10 protein-coding genes and 1 pseudogene are annotated in these 14,515 nt (G+C 65.1%); 3 read left to right on the forward strand and 8 right to left on the reverse strand.

What is annotated here, in order from left to right; all coding sequences use genetic code 11:
• Positions 1-95 precede the first annotated feature (95 nt).
• The gene (locus ACSION_RS12490; protein ID WP_435306154.1) at positions 96-2,390 is read right to left on the reverse strand and encodes a putative bifunctional diguanylate cyclase/phosphodiesterase; all 2,295 of its coding nucleotides are present in this window, start codon (positions 2,388-2,390) and stop codon (positions 96-98) included.
• Positions 2,391-2,608: 218 nt separating this feature from the next.
• The gene (locus ACSION_RS12495) at positions 2,609-3,682 is read right to left on the reverse strand and encodes a helix-turn-helix domain-containing protein (protein ID WP_435306155.1); all 1,074 of its coding nucleotides are present in this window, start codon (positions 3,680-3,682) and stop codon (positions 2,609-2,611) included.
• A gap of 188 nt (positions 3,683-3,870) precedes the next feature.
• Between ACSION_RS12495 and ACSION_RS12500 the strand changes: the two are divergent.
• A pseudogene (locus ACSION_RS12500) lies at positions 3,871-4,485 on the forward strand (DUF2306 domain-containing protein); the annotation flags it as partial.
• A gap of 316 nt (positions 4,486-4,801) precedes the next feature.
• Positions 4,802-5,782: a hypothetical protein gene (locus ACSION_RS12505; protein ID WP_435306156.1), complete on the forward strand. Its 981-nt coding sequence runs from the start codon at positions 4,802-4,804 to the stop codon at positions 5,780-5,782.
• A gap of 200 nt (positions 5,783-5,982) precedes the next feature.
• Here the strand turns inward: ACSION_RS12505 and ACSION_RS12510 are convergent, their stop codons facing one another.
• From ACSION_RS12510 to ACSION_RS12520, 3 genes are read right to left on the reverse strand one after another with little or no spacing between them, the layout of a single operon-like run.
• Positions 5,983-7,209 carry an IS256 family transposase gene (locus ACSION_RS12510; protein WP_435304588.1) on the reverse strand — a complete coding sequence of 409 codons (1,227 nt, stop codon included), beginning with the start codon at positions 7,207-7,209 and terminating at the stop codon, positions 5,983-5,985.
• Between the two features lie 42 nt (positions 7,210-7,251).
• Entirely contained in the window at positions 7,252-7,587 is a 336-nt protein-coding gene (locus tag ACSION_RS12515) for an RloB family protein (RefSeq protein WP_435306157.1), read from the reverse strand.
• Positions 7,584-8,855 (reverse strand): AAA family ATPase, encoded by a 1,272-nt coding sequence (locus tag ACSION_RS12520; RefSeq protein ID WP_435306158.1) that lies wholly within the window; start codon positions 8,853-8,855, stop codon positions 7,584-7,586. The genes ACSION_RS12515 and ACSION_RS12520 overlap by 4 nt, the downstream gene beginning before the upstream one ends.
• A 216-nt stretch (positions 8,856-9,071) precedes the next feature.
• On the opposite strand from ACSION_RS12520, the gene ACSION_RS12525 reads away from it, so the two are divergent.
• Positions 9,072-9,947: a type II toxin-antitoxin system RelE/ParE family toxin gene (locus ACSION_RS12525; RefSeq protein ID WP_435306159.1), complete on the forward strand. Its 876-nt coding sequence runs from the start codon at positions 9,072-9,074 to the stop codon at positions 9,945-9,947.
• A gap of 166 nt (positions 9,948-10,113) precedes the next feature.
• Here the strand turns inward: ACSION_RS12525 and ACSION_RS12530 are convergent, their stop codons facing one another.
• From ACSION_RS12530 to ACSION_RS12540, 3 genes are all read right to left on the reverse strand, one after another.
• The gene (locus ACSION_RS12530) at positions 10,114-10,404 is read right to left on the reverse strand and encodes a HigA family addiction module antitoxin (protein WP_435306160.1); all 291 of its coding nucleotides are present in this window, start codon (positions 10,402-10,404) and stop codon (positions 10,114-10,116) included.
• Positions 10,405-10,427: 23 nt separating this feature from the next.
• Positions 10,428-10,709, reverse strand: a complete 282-nt coding sequence (locus ACSION_RS12535) for a type II toxin-antitoxin system RelE/ParE family toxin (RefSeq protein ID WP_435306161.1) — start codon at positions 10,707-10,709, stop codon at positions 10,428-10,430.
• A gap of 106 nt (positions 10,710-10,815) precedes the next feature.
• Positions 10,816-14,421 (reverse strand): methylmalonyl-CoA mutase family protein, encoded by a 3,606-nt coding sequence (locus ACSION_RS12540; RefSeq protein ID WP_435306162.1) that lies wholly within the window; start codon positions 14,419-14,421, stop codon positions 10,816-10,818.
• Positions 14,422-14,515: the final 94 nt, after the last annotated feature.

Here is a 14,515-nt window from a genome sequence, read left to right on the forward strand (position 1 = left end):
GTCTTCAGGGTCGCAGGACGCATGCAAGACGCATTCACTGGCCCGGTCAGTCGTTGCGCTCGATTGACGAAGAGCGCTGGGTTTCTCAACCCAGCCTACGAAAGCTGTAGCGCGGGACGCCGCTCGATCTCGGCGATCACGTCCGGCAACGCGCCTGCGTCCACCGGCGGCGAGAACCAGTAGCCCTGCGCGGCGAAGCAGTTCATGCGCCGCAACGCCGCCGCGGTGCCGGCGTCTTCCACGCCTTCGGCCACCACGTACATGCCCAGCCTGCGGGCCAGCCGGATCGTCGAGCCGACGATGGCGGCGCTGGCATCGTGACGCACCAGCTTGCCGATGAAGCTCTTGTCCAGCTTCAGCTCCTCCACCGGCATCTCCTGCAGGTAAGCCAGCGAACTGTGGCCGGTGCCGTAGTCGTCGATCGACAGGTGCACACCCGAGGCCGACAGCGCCCGTAGCGTGTCCAGGCTCGTGCGTGGGTCCAGCATTGCGGCCGATTCAGTGATCTCCAGCGCCAGCCGCCGCGGCGACACCTTCGCGCGGGCGAGCCGCGTACCCACGTCGGCCGGCAAGGCGACATCGAGCAGGCTGCACATCGACAGATTCACCGCGACGGTCAGCCCCATGCCCTCGCGCTGCCACGCCGCGCATTGCCGGAGCGCGAGGTCCAGCACGTGCCGCGTTACCTCGCCCATCAGGTCGGTGCGCTCGATCAACGGAATGAAGTCGCCCGGCGGCACCAGCCCCTTCACCGGATGCTGCCAGCGCAGCAAGGCTTCCACGCCGATCACCCGCATGTCGCGCAGCCTGACCTTCGGCTGGTACTGCAACCACAACTGCCCCTGCGGAATCGCATCGCGCAGGTCGTTGAGCAACAACAGCGTGCGCGGGTCGTCACGCCGCAACGCCGGGGTGAAGCGCAACACCTTGCCCGGGTGCTGGCGCGCGCCCTGCATGGCGACGGTCGCCTGCTGCACCAGGCTCCATGGGTCGTGGCCGTCCTGCGGGGCGAGCGAAAAGCCCATGCTGGCCGACACCCTGAGCGCCTCCCCCGCTATCCACAGCGGCTCACGCAAGCCATCCTGCAGCCGCCGTGCGAGCGCCAGCATGTGCGCCTCGTCGAAGACCGACGGCATCACCACGCAGAACGCATCGGCGCCCAGATGCGCGATGGCGTACCGTGCCGGCAACAGGCCCCGCCATCGTGTCGCGAGTTCGCACAGCACCGCGTCGCCCGCGTGGTGTCCGTAGGCCTCGTTGACGGCGCCGAAGCGGTCGACATCGATCACCAGCACGCCGACCGACGCACCGGCATCCAAGGCCTGCGCGATCACTTCCTCGATCCGCCGCTGGTTCGGCAGGCCCGTCAGCGGATCGAGGTCGGCGACCAGCGCAAGCGCATCACGCTCGCGCTCGACGCTGCCGCGCAGTCCGCGCAGGCGCCACCCCAACAGGAGCGCAGCCACGCCGGTGATCAGCACGGCGGCCAGGGTCGCAGTCAGCGCATCGGGCCGCGCCGGTGCCAACAGGCTCACCGGCGTGGCGAGCAGGACCAGCGCGACCAGTGACAGCCGCCCCGCCGTGCCATGCACGCGTGCGGCATCGCGGATCGCGAGCAATCGATGGCGCGAGGGATGCAGCGCCGCCGCGCCCCAGCTGACGTAGGAGAACAGCCACATCAGCAACAACGGCTCCACCGGGGTCTCCACGCCGAAACTCATGGCGTGGTACAGCGCGTCGCCCGCCGTCCAGAACACCAGCCCCAGCACCAGCAACGTCAGCGAGGGCGAACGCGTTTCCGGCGCACTGGCGAGCCATGCAGCCAGCGCCAGCAGCACGAGGTCGGCCACCGGAAACAGCATGCGGAACCGTTGCGGTGACGGAAACGCCGGCGCCCCGTCCAGCGTCGGCTGGACGAACACCCACCACCCCACCAATCCGGCGCAGAGCAGGATGACCGCACCGTCCAGCGCACCGCGCCACGGGATCACGCCCGCCTTCTGGTCGCGGATGAAGCCGAGCAAGGCCCACGCGAACATCGCGGTCGCCAGCGTGTAGAAGAAGTCCGCGGCGGTCAGGCCCGCCGCCGACGTACCCGCTTCATCGGTACCCGCCTGCACGAACGCGCCCGCGACGAACAGCGCGTGCGCCACGGCCAGCGCCCACCACGGCCCCCATCGACCGCCGTGCACCTGCGCGGCGCCGATGACCAGGCCGATCGTGCCGCACCACATCAGCAGCCGACCGTACCAGGGCAGGCCGATCATTCCGAGTGCGATGGCGAACACGACCAGCATCCACCACGCCTGCCCGAGCGTTCCCGATGCCAGCGGAAACCACGCGCGTCGACGCACGTGCATCCAGCGGACGATGCTCGCTGTGATCAGCACGATGGCATTCCTTGAGCGCGATGGTGCGCGGCGGTCGGTGTTGCGACCGAGTGATGCGGGGCCATGCCTCAATCCTTGAAACGACCGTTTTCCGCGCGGAATCTAGCACGCGATTCCACGCAGATCGGGGATATTTCAAGTCACGATTGCAGCTGAAAATGTGAGGCGAAATGCAGGCACGACACCCCTCATTCGCGCACCGTGGACAACGCGTCCCGCTATGACAGTTCCAACGCGCGGGCGGTCGCACGATGCGCCGCGCGATAGGCCGTCGGCGTGCATGCCATCGCGGCCTTGAACGCGCGATTGAACGGACCCAGCGAAGCGAAGCCGGCATCGCCGCTGATGTCGAGGATGGTCGCCTCGTCGTCCGCATCCGCCAGGCGCGCACAGGCATAAGCGATGCGGTGGCGGTTGATCATCTGGTTGAAGTTCTTCTCGCCCAACCCCTGCGTGAGCAGGCGGCTGAGTTTGTGTTCTGCGGTGCCCAGGCGATGGGCGAGATCGGCCACCTTCAGCTCCGGCTCGCGGTACACCTGCAGCGTGTCGAGTTGGCGCCGCAAGGCACGCGCCAGGCGCGCGTCCTCGTCGCCGAGCGGGCCGGGCGTCGCACGCGTCTCCGGTGCCGCGTCCACCGTCGCCACTGGCAGGCGGCGGCGTTGCCACAGCGCGGCATGGGTGAACAGGATCATCGCCATCGCGCACACCGGGATCACCCCGCCGCGCACCGAGGCGAGCCACGGCCAGGTGCCGGCCAGCGCGCCCATCAGCGTGGTGGTCAGCACGCAGCCGGCGAACAGCAGCAGGAAGGCGACGCGCAGCCGGCGTTCGGGGTGCGGCAACGATGCGAAGCCACCGCGCAACGCTTCCAGGAACGTCAACACCAGCAAGGTGGAACTGGCCAGCGTCAGCAGGCTGTCCAGGCCGGAGGCCCACGGCGACACCGCACCGTGCACGCCCAGCGTCGCACCGCGGTAGCCGGCGATCAGCAGGGCCACGCCGGCCGCGACCAGCACGTGCACGCGGCCCACGCCGCCTTCGCCACGAAACAGCGCCCGCGACACCAGCCAGAAGCCATTGCAGGTCGCGCTGCCGCCGATGGCGACCGCCCACCGCATCCAGGTCGGCGCACCGTCCATCCACGGCGACATCAGCGAGAGCGCCATCGAGCCGCTGACCACGGCGAAGATCACGTCGATATCGCGCTTCGGTCGCTGCCACAGCAGCGCCAGCAACGACACCACCGCCACCGCGACGGCCACTCCGGTTGCGCCTGCCTGCCAGCCTTGCATGGTCTCGTCCTCGCGGGTCCCGGCACAGGGTGCGGCACCCGCCCTGCCCGGCCAAGCGCCATCGGTCATGGCCGCGCGGTCGCATGCCGAATCGCCACGCGCGATCCGGCTGGCCGAATTCCGAATCGGCGAGACGCCCTTGGCCGGCGCTGCGCATCGTGCGCGCTGTCCCCACCGGAGCCTCCACCATGCCCGTCACGCGTTCCCTGCCCGCCCCACCCCGCGTCCTCTCTTCCGGCGCCACCGCCTGGTTCATCGCCGCCACGTTCGGGCAATGGGCCTTCGTCGCGTTCATCGTGTTGTTCTTCGGCGGGCCGGTGCTCGGCGGCGATCTGTCGCCCCTCAACGCCAAGCCGCACGTCACCGGCTATGTGCCCGGCGATGTCGTGGGCAACCTGCAGTTCGTCGGCCATGCGCTGCTGGCCGGGCTGGTGACCTTCGCCGGCGCCTGGCAGTTGGTGCCGGCGCTGCGCCGGCGCTGGCCCGCGCTGCACCGCTGGAACGGCCGCGTCTTCCTGTCGGTCGCCCTGGTCGTCACCCTCACCGGCTTCTATCTGGTCTGGGTGCGCGGCTCGCAGCTGGGGCCGGCCAGCAACCTATCCATTTCGTTGAACGGGTTGCTGATCGTGGTCTTCGCGCTGCTGGCCTGGCGCAGTGCGCGGGCGAAGGACCTCGCCACCCATCGCCGCCACGCGCTGCGCGCCTACCTGCTGGTCAACGGGGTGTGGTTCCTGCGCATCGGCATCATGCTGGCCGGGCTGGTGCTCACGCCGCTGGGCATCACGATCGACTACACCGGCGCGCCCTTCATCCTGGTCAGCTTCGGCAGTTGGCTGCTGCCGCTGGCGGTGCTGACGCTGTACTTCGGCGCCGAGCGTTCGCGCCACGCCGGCGCGAAGGTCGCGATGGGCGCCCTGCTCTGGCTGCTCGCGCTGCTCACCGTGGCGGGCAGCGCGGCGGCGATCGCCTTCATGTGGTGGCCGGTGCTGTAGGCCACGCTTCATGCGCGCCGCTGTTACGACGAAGTGAACATCGCGCGCGCACGACGTACGGTTGGCCGTCGCGTCGCAAGCGGGGCGTTGGACCGAATGCACGGCATGTCGCCGAAGGAGTCGCATCATGGCCGACCGTCCCCGTTTTCCCGGCGGTACTTTTGGCAATCGCTTCGATCCCGCCATCGATGGCGAAGTACTGCCACCGCCGATCGACCCGGAACGCTTCCGGCATATCCAGTTGCTCAACGAAGCGGTGCTGGTCAACTTCGCGGCGTCGCCCAACCCGCGCACGCCGTGGGGATGGTCGACGCTGGCGTGGGACGTGACGATGCCCACCACCTTCCTGCCCGGCGTGCACGTGGAAGCGGTGCTGTTCGGCGAAGGCGAGCAGATCGTGCCTGCGCAGGGCACGCGGCCGGCGCGGCCGTACAACGAGACCACCTACACGCTGTCGCTGCGCACGCCGCTGGCGGTGCGGATGATGGGCCAGGTAACGCTGGGCATCGACTTCGGCGCGTGCTTCGAGCTGCCGCAACGCAGCGACGTGATCCGCGACCTCATCCGCGAGGAAGTGCGCCGCGCCTTCCCGTCATCGGGCCAGGTGACGTTGCGCGGCAGCGAGATCGGCGTGGATTTCGGCATCAACAGTTTCGTCGTCGATATCCCGCTGACGGCGGATGTGCCGAACTGGTTCGACGCCGACATCGACATGACGCTGGGCTTCGAGGTATTCCCGGTGGACGGCCGGGTCGCGGCGCGCTACGGCTTCGCGCGGACCAACGTGTCGTTCGGCACCGCGTCGGCCATCCTCTCCGGGGGCTGTTCGTCGGCGGTGGCGAAGGCGCTGGAAGCGGCCTGCGACGGGTTCTTCGATGGCTTCATCGGCCCGGCCATCGCGCGGCAACTGCGCGACCAGGTGCAGGCCGGCATGAACACCGCCCTCGCCGAGTTCAACCAGGGCCGTTCACCGCCGTACAAGGTGCACGACTTCACCCTGACCGAATTCAACCTGCTGGTGCGCGTGTGCCCGGTCAGCGCACCGCCACCGCCGCCGGACCCGAATCGTCCAGGACGCGATGGCGGTTTCGAACCGCTGCACAGCTGAGCGCACGTCAACGCACGACCGGCGCCGTTGAGCCCAACGGCGCCGGTGGCTCCGTAGGCTGGGTTGCAAACCCAGCTAGGCGCGACACGACCGAAGCACGCGGCCCGCCCGACACCGCGCCCAGGCATTTCGGCTCATGCGCCAGCCTATGTGTGTGTAGAACCGAGCCTGTGCAGATTTTTGTGTAACCGGATTTCGGTTTACAGCTGAGGGAGTCGTCCCTCGAACTGGATCGTAAACTGGTTCAACGCGGCCTTCCAGTCGCGGATCGGCAGCGTCCACTTCTTGCTGATGTTGCGCAGCGCCAGGTACATCAGCTTCACCAGCGCTTCGTCGGTCGGGAACGCGCCGCGGTGCTTGGTCAGCTTGCGCAGGCTGAAGTTCACCGACTCAATCGCGTTGGTGGTGTAGATCACCTTGCGGATCTCCGGGGCGAAGTCGAAGAACGGCGTCAGCCGCGCCCAGTTGCGACGCCACGATTGGCTGATCGGCAGGTACTCGGCGTCCCACTTGGCCTCGAACTCGGACAGGCGCTGCTCGGCTTCCGCCGCCGTGGCGCAGGTGTAGATGCGCTTCAGGTCGGCGGCCACTTCCGGTCGGCGTTTCCAGGTCACGTAGTTCAGGCTGTGTCGGACCATGTGCACCACGCACAGCTGGACCAGCGTCTGCGGGAACACGGCCTCGATCGCTTCGGGGAAACCCTTCAGCCCGTCGACGCAGGCGATGAAGATGTCCTGCACGCCGCGATTGCGCAGCTCGGTCACCACCTGCAGCCAGAACTTCGCCCCTTCCGTCTGCGCCAGCCACAGGCCCAGCACTTCCTTCTCGCCGGCCAGCGTGACGCCAATCGCCAGGTACACCGCCTTCACCCGCACCGCGCCCTCGCGCACCTTCACGTGGATGCAGTCGAGGTAGACGATCGGATACACCGCATCCAGCGGCCGGCCCTGCCACAGCTTGACCTCGTCGACCACCGCGTCGGTGACCGAGGAGATCAGGCTGGGTGACACTTCCGTGCCATACATTTCCTGCAGGTGCGCCTGGATCTCGCGCACCGTCATGCCGCGGGCGTACAACGACAGGATGCGCTCGTCGAAGCCGTTCCAGCGCCGTTGGTGCTTGGGCACGATCTGCGGCTCGAAGCTGCCTTGCCGGTCGCGCGGCACCTCGATCGGCATCTCGCCGAAGTCACCCTTCAACACCTTGCGGCTCTTGCCGTTGCGGGCGTTGCCCTCGGCGTTGCCGACCGGGTCGTGCTTCTCATGGCCCAGGTGCTCGGCCATCTCGGCTTCCAGCGCCCGCTCCACCAGCAGTTTGGTCAGCTGCTTGAGCAGGCCGTTCTCGCCGATCAGGTCTTCGGGCTTCTTGTAGTTGGCCATCAAGCTGGCCAACAATTCCTCAGGTACTTCGTGCTTGCGGGTTGTCATCGTGTCTCCGGGTCTGGCGGCAGTTTCCTGCCAAGGGCCCGGTTACACAAAATTTAGGACAGGCTCATGGTCGCATTTAGCGATCGCAGCTTGGTAGTCAGGGTGACCATCCCTATCGAAAACACAAAATATCCGGTCATAGTCCCTGCTTGATCTAAATTTCTCGATCGCAAACTCCACAACCGTCATCGGGCTTGAGCCGCATTGCTCTCCAAGCACTAAGATATTTGCCGTACCCAAGCGCAACTCATTGCGAAGAGAAGCGAAATAATGAGGTTCGGTTTTCGCACCTTCGCAAACTATCAATACAACATCGATAGGCTCACGAATCTCCCTTGCAACCCTAACCTCCCGTCCCCGTCTCGCCCGCGACGTCATTCAAATAACCCGCCACCAAGATATGGAATAGCTCCATATCTCCCTTCCAAATAGCCCTTCGCAAGAGAAACGTCCTTCCTGGGCTTGAAGTCAGTTAATGGATACACTTTAGTTGCACCAGACTCTTTCTCCACAAACCATATCTGATCCCTCCTAAGAATATCCAAATCGAGCATCGAGGTTGCGTGCGTGACCACCAGCATCTGTGCGTTTGATCTGTTCATCTTAGGGTTGTTCATCATCTGCAGTATTCTCTTCGCTAGCAGTGGGTGCATACTATTATTAAGCTCATCCACAACCATTACATAACCACTGTCCAGAGTATCTAAGATGGGCCCCGCAAAACCAAAAAGCTTTTGAGTTCCTCTTGATTCCTCATCATGAGAAAACCACACTTGCTCTCCTGCAGAGGAAACCCTCCCCCACATTACCTCTACGCTTTCTGTCTCCAGAATATGCTCGACCATACTATCGGCCTCTTCTTTTGGCATAAGCTTTCTAACAAAATCAATCTGCTCCTGATCCACCGCTTTCTCACGAGTGGAAAGAGTCGAAAAATCAATGTCGCAGAGCCTAAGGAAACTCTCAATCCTATGTCTCGAGCTATCAGTTCCCAACATTCCTTTCGAGAACGTCGGAAATAACTCCCCCGACATCAAAACCCTGAGATTCTCATCAAACCAGTCGTAGACTGGCTGAAGTTGTTCAGACTTCAACTGACCAGCAACACTCAACAGAAGCGCGCCGTCCTTTGTCGAACTACTCCAAATTTGCTTCGGGCCTTTCAGCGAACCACCAAACTTCCAAGAATACTCGAGAGACTTTTCGTCAAATACACGATGGAACCACATTTGGGCGCGCTTCTCCGGAAACGCGTAAAGCCACTCCTCAATAATTCTCGTTGAATTAAGCGAGAATCCATACTGATACTTCACAGAATCAGCGACGAATACGATCTCAAATACAGAGGGTTCTCTGACACTATCGTCTAATCTGAAGGGCTTTATTCTTGCCCTCGCAGACTTTCCTGCATCCTTGGCAGAATCAATGACCATGTCATGAACTAGATCCAATCCCATTAAAAAATTGGACTTTCCCGCTGCATTGGCCCCATAGAGAACAGCGCATCTCAGGAGTCGATCAACCCCAGGCGCGACATCTTTTACAACGTTCGAGTCTTCATGCTCTTTGTCTGCAGACGCTACGAACGACAGCACCTGCCTCTCTCGAATCGATCGGAAATTGGAGATCGAGAACTCGATCAGCATGCGCGACTCCGGGGGTTTTTTGAGAAAAATTCACAAATTCAAGCGCAAGTCTACATCATCACTGTACTTTGGTGTCTGGACAACGGCGGCAACTTGGACTGCTCTAAGGTGTGGCTTGTACCCTTAGCGACGTTTACCCACCTCCATGACGCCAAGTTTCGAACCGCGCGCCATCTAGCCCCCAATGCCCTCCCCTACCCACGCCCTCACCCCCACATGAGCGACGCGCCAAGCCGCACCCGCGCGGCGTTGCTCCACCCGCTGGACAGGGAAGACGTCTACATCAAGCAGAAGGAGCGCCGGATCGGCGTTCTGGTCAGCCTGTTGGTGCACGTCCTGTTCGTGCTGGCCCTGCTGTACACCTCCCAGCTGGAACTGGCCCCGCCCGAGGGCAGCAGCAGCGGCGGTGCGCGCGTCAAAGTGGACTTCCTGGGCGAGACCGACCGCGACGACCAGCGCCCGCCTGTCCCGCCGACCGGCGTCCAGACCCCGCGCGAACGCCCCAAGCCCCTCAAACCCCTGGTGACCACCCCCGTCACCTCGCCCGTCGACGCCACCCGCGTGACCGAGGCCGAGAACCCCGTGGCCGAAGAAGAAGCCGCGCCCCAACCGACCTCCTCCGAACAGGCCCTGCCCCAACCCCAGACCCGGCCGCCCGCCAGCCAACCCGCCTGGCGCCGCTCCGCCCAATGGGGCCAACCGCCCGGCATGCTCGCCCAGGACACCGCCCCCGAAAACCGCGGCTATACCACCGGCAGCGGCCGCAGCGAAGGCCGTGGCCAGGACAACGCCGCCAGCCCCAGCATGGATGTGGACGGCCACCAGATCTATTACGACCTGCGCAACGAGATCCGCGTGCAGGAATGGCAGGCCCGCGGCATGACCGAACTCTCCTTCCCCCTGCCCGGCCGCCGCGAATACATGGTCTGCCCCCTGGAGATCGTCGCCCGCCGCGGCTCCGGCGGCTGCCGCCTGGTGCAACCGAACGACCCCGCCATGGCCGGCATCGGCGACGCCCGCGACGTGGTCACCGTCGAACGCGTCTACCGCCGAGGCGAACTGATCTGGCGCGGGCCGGGGGCGTATCGCTGACGGACCCGTAGGCTGGGTCGACAGACCCAGCATCGGAAGTTTCCGCGCACGCGATGCTGGGTCTGTCGACCCAGCCTACAAAAGCCGACTTCGTGATCCGCAAAGAAAAACCCCGCCGAAGCGGGGTTTTTCGTGGTCGGTCGAGCGGCGCCTTGTCGCGCAGGGTTCACGCCGCGATCCGCTCGATCCGCGCAACCGCCTTTCCCAGCACGCGATGTGCCTCTTCCAGATCGTAGTCCGCCTGCAGACCCAGCCAGAAACGCTCGCTCGTACCCAGTGCGGCAGCCAGCCTGACTGCCGTGTCGGCGGTGATGCCGCGCTTTCCAAGCACGATCTCATTGATACGGCGCGGCGGCACGTTGGCGGCGCGCGCCAGCGCGTTCTGGCTGATCCCCATCGGCAGCAGGAACTCTTCCAGCAGCACTTCACCGGGATGGATATTGGGCAGGGTCTTCATGGAAGAACTCCTCTGGTGACAGTTCAGTGGTAATCGACGATTTCCACGTCGTGCACGTCGCCGTCCTTCCAGCGGAAGCAGACGCGCCATTGATCGTTGATCCGGATACTGTGCTGGCCCTTGCGGTCGCCTTTCAGCGCTTCCAGCCGGTTCGCCGGCGGGATACGCAGATCGTCCAACGTCGCCGCGTTGTTCAGCATGCGCAGCTTGCGACGGGCAACGGCCTGCATGTCGGACGGCAGACGCCGCGAAGGCGTGCCGTTCCAGACTTTCTCGGCTTCCTTGTCGGCGAAGTCCCGGATCACGGCACTACCATAACGCCATCCGTTATGTAACGCAATCCGTCATAGCCACTCTCGGGCAAACAAAAGGCCCGCAGATGCGGGCCTTTCGAGGGACGGGGGTGGCGGCTTACATGTTCCGCCGGTACTCGCCACCCACGTCGTACAGCGCGTGGCTGATCTGCCCCAGGCTGTGCGTCTTGACCGCTTCGACCAGGGCGGCGAACACGTTGCGGCGTTCGCGGGCGGTGCGTTGCAGGTAGGCCAGGCCGTGGCCGTCGTGGATTTCCGGGTCGGCGTGTTCTTCCAGCGCGGTGGCGTGGCTGTGGTCGGTTTCGCCTTCCGGCGCCAGCGCGTTGCGCGAGGCCTGCCAGGCGCGGACGTTGGCGATCTGCTGGCCCTTCTCTTCCTCGGTCGAGCGGATCAGCTCGATCTCGGTGGCGATCTCGCCGCCGTGCTCGCGCGGCAGGAAGGTGTTCACACCCACCAGCGGCAGGCTGCCGTCGTGCTTCTTGTGCTCGTAGTAGAGCGACTCTTCCTGGATCTTGCCGCGCTGGTACATGGTGTCCATCGCGCCGAGCACGCCGCCGCGCTCGCTGATGGCTTCGAACTCCTTGTAGACCGCCTCTTCCACGATGTCGGTCAGCTGGTCGACGACGAAGCTGCCCTGCCAGGGGTTCTCGTTGAAGTTCAGCCCCAGCTCCTTGTTGATGATCATCTGGATGGCGACCGCGCGGCGCACGCTTTCTTCCGTCGGCGTGGTGATCGCCTCGTCGTACGCGTTCGTGTGCAGGCTGTTGCAGTTGTCGAACAACGCGTACAGCGCCTGCAGCGTGGTGCGGATGTCGTTGAACTGGATTTCCTGCGCGTGCAGCGACCGGCCGGAGGTCTGGATGTGGTACTTCATCATCTGGCTGCGCTCGTTGGCGCCGTAGCGCTCGCGCATGGCGCGCGCCCAGATGCGGCGGGCGACGCGGCCGATGACGGTGTACTCCGGGTCCATGCCGTTGCTGAAGAAGAACGACAGGTTGGGCGCGAAGTCGTCGATCTTCATGCCGCGGGCCAGGTAGTACTCCACGATGGTGAAGCCGTTGCTCAGGGTGAAAGCGAGCTGGCTGATCGGGTTCGCCCCGGCCTCGGCGATGTGGTAGCCCGAAATCGACACCGAGTAGAAATTGCGCACCGCGTGGTCGACGAAGTACTGCTGGATGTCGCCCATCATGCGCAGGGCGAACTCCGTGCTGAAGATGCAGGTGTTCTGCGCCTGGTCTTCCTTGAGGATGTCGGCCTGCACGGTGCCGCGCACGGTGGCCAGCGTCTCGGTCTTGATGCGGGTGTAGGTGTCTTCATCGACCAGCTGGTCGCCGGTGATGCCCAGCAGGCCCAGGCCGAGGCCGTTGTTGGTCGGCGGCAGTTCGCCGTGGTACTGCGGACGCGCGCGACCTTCGAAGAACGCATCGATCTTCGCGCTCGCGTCGGCCCAGCGCGCGTCGTCGGCCTTCAGGTACTTCTCCACCTGCTGGTCGACGGCGGTGTTCATGAACATCGCCAGGATGATCGGCGCCGGACCGTTGATCGTCATCGACACCGAGGTGGTCGGCGCGCATAGGTCGAAGCCGGAGTACAGCTTCTTCATGTCGTCCAGCGTGGGGATGTTGACGCCGGAGTTGCCGATCTTGCCGTAGATGTCCGGGCGCGGCGCCGGGTCCTCGCCGTACAGCGTGACGCTGTCGAACGCGGTGGACAGGCGCGCGGCCGGCTGGCCGACCGACAGGTAATGGAAGCGGCGGTTGGTGCGCTCCGGCGTGCCTTCGCCGGCGAACATGCGGATGGGATCCTCGCCGGTGCGGCGGTACGGATACACGCCGCCGGTGTACGGATAGCTGCCGGGCAGGTTCTCTTTCTGCAGGAACGTCAGCAGTTCGCCCCAGCCCTGGTACGGCGGCGGCGCGATCTTCGGGATCTGCTGGTGGCTGAGCGATTCGCGGTAGTTCTCGATGCGGATGGTCTTGCCGCGCACTTGGTACTCGTTGACCGGATCGGTGACGGCCTTGTGCCGGGCCGGCCACTCACGCAGCAGCTTCAACGCGTCGGACGACAGCGACTGGATGGCATCGTTGTAGCGCTGACGCAACGTCAGCAACGAACGATCCACCTGTAGGGCGGGCCCTGGCCCGCCATCGTTGACCTCGCCCGCCTCCGGATGGCGGGCCGAGGCCCGCCCTACGAGATCGTCGTTGGCGTACAGCTCCAGCGCCTTGGGCAGTGCGGCGTCGCCGAGGTCCTTCAGCGCGTTCCAGTAATGCTGCGCGCGGCTGGCGGTCTCGGCTTCGGTCTCGATGCGGCGGTTGATGCCGCGGCCCTGTTCGGCGATCTCGGCCAGGTAGCGCACGCGGCTGCCGGGAATCAGCACGGTGGCGCGCGGCTCCTTCAGTTCGGTATCGAGCGCGGGCGTCCACTTCTCGGCCGGCAGCTGCAGCTTCTCGCGCAGCAGGCGGCACAGGTTGGCGAACATCCAGCTGACGCCGGGGTCGTTGAACTGGCTGGCGATGGTGGGATACACCGGCACGTCGGCGTCCGGCGTCTGGAACGCCACGCGGTTGCGCTTCCACTGCTTGCGCACGTCGCGCAGCGCGTCTTCGGCGCCGCGCTTGTCGTACTTGTTCAGCACGATCAACTCGGCGAAGTCGATCATGTCGATCTTCTCCAGCTGGCTGGCCGCGCCGTAGTCGCTGGTCATCACGTACATCGGGAAGTCGACCAGGTCGACGATTTCCGAATCGCTCTGGCCGATGCCGGCGGTCTCGACGATCACCAGGTCAAAGCCCAGCGACTTCAGGAACGCGATGCAGTCCTTCAACACTGCATTGGTCGCCACGTGCTGGCGGCGCGTGGCCATCGAGCGCATGTAGATGCGGTCGCTGCGCAGCGCGTTCATGCGGATGCGGTCGCCGAGCAGCGCGCCGCCGGTGCGGCGACGGGTGGGATCGACCGAAATCACCGCGATATGCATCTGCGGGAAGCAGGACAGGAAACGGTTCATCAGTTCGTCGGTGACCGACGACTTGCCGGCGCCGCCGGTGCCGGTGATGCCGACCACCGGCGTGGGCCGCGCGGGGAACGGCGCATGCGGGCCCTTGGCCCACTGCGCGCGCAGCTTCTCCAGGTCGGCGTCGGAATAGCGGCCGTCCTCGATGGCGCTGAGCACGCGGCCGATGCCCGCCTCGTCGGTGAGCTTCGGCTGCGCGGGCGCGGCGTCGCGATCGGCGGCGACCTGCACGCGGCCTTCTTCGGCGCGCTTGACCACGTCCTGGATCATTTCCACCAGGCCCATCTTCATGCCGTCGTTCGGGTGGTAGATGCGCTCCACGCCGTAGGCCTGCAGTTCGGCGATCTCTTCCGGCGTGATGGTGCCGCCGCCGCCGCCGAACACACGCACGTGGCCGGCGCCGCGCTCCTTCAGCATGTCGACCATGTACTTGAAGTACTCGACGTGCCCGCCCTGGTAGCTGGACAGCGCGATGCCGTCGGCGTCTTCCTGCAGCGCGGCGCGGACGACGTCCTCGACGCTGCGGTTGTGGCCCAGGTGGATCACTTCCGCGCCCTCGCCCTGGATCAGGCGGCGCATGATGTTGATGGCCGCGTCGTGCCCGTCGAACAGGCTGGCAGCGGTGACGAAGCGCAGCGGCGTGGCGTCGGCCTGGGTGGCGGGGAACTGGCTGGCGGGTGTACTCACGCGTGCTCACTTGCAGGACGGACAGGCGCGGGATTGTAGCCGCTCGCGCGTGATCACCTCACCAATTGCACACCAGTGGACGCCGCACGCGCAC

This window comes from Pseudoxanthomonas sp. LjRoot125, from assembly GCF_964252705.1.
GTDB lineage: Bacteria > Pseudomonadota > Gammaproteobacteria > Xanthomonadales > Xanthomonadaceae > Pseudoxanthomonas_A.

Excerpts from the sequence above, each read along its gene's own strand:
- ACSION_RS12530 (WP_435306160.1), bottom strand. The coding sequence starts at position 10,404 with ATGAAGACCCTGCCCAATATCCATCCCGGTGAAGTGCTGCTGGAAGAG.
- ACSION_RS12505 (WP_435306156.1), top strand. The coding sequence starts at position 4,802 with ATGGCCGACCGTCCCCGTTTTCCCGGCGGTACTTTTGGCAATCGCTTC.
- ACSION_RS12525 (WP_435306159.1), top strand. The coding sequence starts at position 9,072 with ATGAGCGACGCGCCAAGCCGCACCCGCGCGGCGTTGCTCCACCCGCTG.
- ACSION_RS12495 (WP_435306155.1), bottom strand. The coding sequence starts at position 3,682 with ATGCAAGGCTGGCAGGCAGGCGCAACCGGAGTGGCCGTCGCGGTGGCG.
- ACSION_RS12520 (WP_435306158.1), bottom strand. The coding sequence starts at position 8,855 with ATGCTGATCGAGTTCTCGATCTCCAATTTCCGATCGATTCGAGAGAGG.
- ACSION_RS12515 (WP_435306157.1), bottom strand. The coding sequence starts at position 7,587 with ATGACGTCGCGGGCGAGACGGGGACGGGAGGTTAGGGTTGCAAGGGAG.
- ACSION_RS12510 (WP_435304588.1), bottom strand. The coding sequence starts at position 7,209 with ATGACAACCCGCAAGCACGAAGTACCTGAGGAATTGTTGGCCAGCTTG.